Source organism: Neogemmobacter tilapiae (assembly GCF_014652215.1).
Lineage (GTDB): Bacteria > Pseudomonadota > Alphaproteobacteria > Rhodobacterales > Rhodobacteraceae > Neogemmobacter > Neogemmobacter tilapiae.
On sequence record NZ_BMYJ01000020.1, the window covers coordinates 1 to 2,500 of the forward strand.

The following is a 2,500-nucleotide window of genomic DNA, read 5'->3' on the forward strand; positions in this document are numbered from 1 at the left end:
GGATTTGAACCTGCGGCCTTCAGGTTATGAGCCTGACGAGCTACCGGGCTGCTCCACCCCGCGGTGGTTGACATCGTCATGCGGTGTCTGGATTGAGATCGTTGAGAGGGAGCTGCGTATTCTTCTAGGTTTGGCGGTGACCTACTCTCCCACGTCTTGAGACGGAGTACCATTGGCGCGACGGCACTTAACGGCCGAGTTCGGGATGGGATCGGGTGTTTTGCGCGTGCTATGACCACCAAACCGAGGAGAATACGCGGCGTGTGGTGTTAAGCACACGCCGGACAACATCAGGATTTGTTCAAGTTAGTCTGCATTTGACGATCTGGTTTTACAGTCTTGCTGTTACCGGATCAAATCAAGCCTATCGGGCAATTAGTACCAGTCAGCTGAAAGCATTACTGCTCTTACACCTCTGGCCTATCGACGTGGTGGTCTTCCACGGCCCTCAGGGAGACCTTGTTTTGAAGGGGGCTTCCCGCTTAGATGCCTTCAGCGGTTATCCTGTCCGAACATAGCTACCCAGCACTGCCGTTGGCACGACAACTGGTCCACCAGTGGTTCGTTCACCCCGGTCCTCTCGTACTAGGGGCAACTCTTCTCAAGTCTCCTACACCCACGGCAGATAGGGACCGAACTGTCTCACGACGTTCTAAACCCAGCTCACGTACCTCTTTAAATGGCGAACAGCCATACCCTTGGGACCTGCTCCAGCCCCAGGATGAGATGAGCCGACATCGAGGTGCCAAACGATGCCGTCGATATGGACTCTTGGGCATCATCAGCCTGTTATCCCCAGCGTACCTTTTATCCGTTGAGCGATGGCCCTCCCACTTGGGACCACCGGATCACTATGACCGACTTTCGTCTCTGCTCGACTTGTCAGTCTTGCAGTCAGGCAGGCTTCTGCCATTGCACTCAACGACCGATTTCCGACCGGTCTGAGCCTACCATCGCGCGCCTCCGTTACTGTTTGGGAGGCGACCGCCCCAGTCAAACTCCCCACCATGCAGGGTCCCGGATCCGGATAACGGACCGCGGTTAGATATCAAGAAGGCGAAGGGTGGTATCTCAAGGGAGGCTCCACGAGGACTAGCGTCCCCGCTTCAAAGCCTACCACCTATCCTGCACATCACATTCCTGATACCAGTGCAAAGCTGGAGTAAAGGTGCATGGGGTCTTTCCGTCTAACCGCGGGAAGTGTGCATCTTGACACACAGTTCAATTTCGCTGAGTCCACATCAGAGACAGCGGGGAGATCGTTACGCCATTCGTGCAGGTCGGAACTTACCCGACAAGGAATTTCGCTACCTTAGGACCGTTATAGTTACGGCCGCCGTTTACTGGGACTTCAATTCAGAGCTTGCACCCCTCCTCTTAATCTTCCAGCACCGGGCAGGCGTCAGACCCTATACGTCGCCTTACGGCTTCGCAGAGCCCTGTGTTTTAAGTAAACAGTCGCCACCCCCTAGTTTGTGCCCCCTGCCCATGGTTGCCCACAGACAGGGCCTCCTTCTCGCGAACTTACGGAGGCATTTTGCCGAGTTCCTTTGATGTGGTTCTCTCAAGCGCCTTGGTATTCTCTACCAGTCCACCTGTGTCGGTTTAGGGTACGGTCTGATGGAGGGCTATTTCCAGGGACCACGCGGCTGCCAGACCAATCCGATAAGGCCTGACAACGTTAATGATCCGTCACTTCCTCCTGGCCCACGAATATTAACGTGGTTCCCATCGACTACGCCTTTCGGCCTCGCCTTAGGGGCCGGCTTACCCTGCTCAGATTAGCTTTAAGCAGGAACCCTTGGACTTTCGGCGAGAGGGTCTCTCACCCTCTTTGTCGCTACTCATGTCAACATTCTCGCTTCTGATCTCTCCACCGGATGCCTTACAGCCCGGCTTCACAGAAAGCTTCGCGTGTTCGTCACCGTCTTACGACGGTTAAAACACATGAAGCTATATCACAGAACGCTCCGCTACCACGCATATTGCTATGCATCCTAAGCTTCGGCTCGTGGTTTGAGCCCCGTTACATCTTCGCCGCAGGACAGCTTATCTAGACCAGTGAGCTGTTACGCTATCTTTAAAGGATGGCTGCTTCTAAGCCAACCTCCTGGTTGTTTTGGCCGTCCCACATGCTTTCCCACTTAACCACGAATTAGGGGCCTTAGCTGTAGGTCAGGGTTGTTTCCCTCTTCACACCGGACGTTAGCACCCGATGTGTGTCTCCCGGATAGTACTCCACGGTATTCGGAGTTTGCTTAGGCTCAGTAAGGCTGTGGGCCCCCATCACCCATGCAGTGCTCTACCCCCGTGGGTATTCGTCCGAGGCGCTACCTAAATAGCTTTCGCGGAGAACCAGCTATCTCCAGGTTTGATTAGCCTTTCACCCCTAGCCACAAGTCATCCAGACCCTTTTCAACGGGTGTTGGTTCGGACCTCCAGTTGGTGTTACCCAACCTTCATCCTGCTCATGGCTAGATCACCTGGTTTCGGGTCTGAT

2 rRNA genes (1 of these 2 cut by a window edge) are annotated in these 2,500 nt (G+C 54.6%); both read right to left on the reverse strand.

Going from position 1 to position 2,500, the window contains the following annotated elements:
- Nucleotides 1-128 precede the first annotated feature (128 nt).
- Nucleotides 129-243: ribosomal RNA gene (gene rrf, locus IE095_RS18025) — 5S ribosomal RNA — on the reverse strand.
- A 111-nt stretch (nucleotides 244-354) separates the two neighbouring features.
- Nucleotides 355-2,500 (reverse strand): 23S ribosomal RNA (locus tag IE095_RS18030) (it continues 686 nt past the right edge of the window).